Source organism: Haloferax profundi, assembly GCF_001469865.1.
Taxonomy (GTDB): Archaea; Halobacteriota; Halobacteria; order Halobacteriales; family Haloferacaceae; genus Haloferax; species Haloferax profundi.
Genome location: NZ_LOPV01000324.1, coordinates 1 through 545 on the forward strand (window position 1 = coordinate 1; position 545 = coordinate 545).

1 pseudogene is annotated in these 545 nt (G+C 56.0%); it reads left to right on the top strand.

The window, feature by feature from the left end:
* Window positions 1-545 (top strand): annotated as a pseudogene (locus tag AUR66_RS22075) (archaea-specific SMC-related protein); the annotation flags it as partial.

Below are 545 nucleotides of genomic sequence, written 5' to 3' on the forward strand. Positions count from 1 at the left end.
TCGAACAGCGTCGGACGAAGCTGCAAGACGAAATCGACGAAAAAGAGACAGAGCTCGCCGAGAAAGAACGAGAGGTAGAAGAGTACGACGCAACAGTAAGTGAACAGCAAGAAGCCGAAAGCGAGCTCGAGTCGAAACTAGATGAACTTCGGGACAAGCGGCGCGATCTCGACGACGTCGACCGGCGAATCCGGACTGAAAAGCAGAGTCTCGACGCACTGGAATCCGAAGAGGACGAATTGCAGGAAGACGCTGAAGAGCTTCCGGACGTCGCCGGTGGACAGGTTAGCGAAATCGATTCCGAAATCAGCCGACTTCGCACGCGCCGACAAGAGACCCAGTCGACCATCAACGAACTCCAGTCGGTGATTCAGTTCAACGAGGAGATGCTCTCTGGGACGTGCTCTGACGTTGTCGAGGCACTCCGTGGTTCAGAATCGAGTGAGAGTGGTGGCAGCGTCACCGACCAACTCCTTGCCGACGAGCAGGTCGTCTGTTGGACGTGCGGATCGGAAGTCGACCAAGAGGAGATCGAATCCACGATC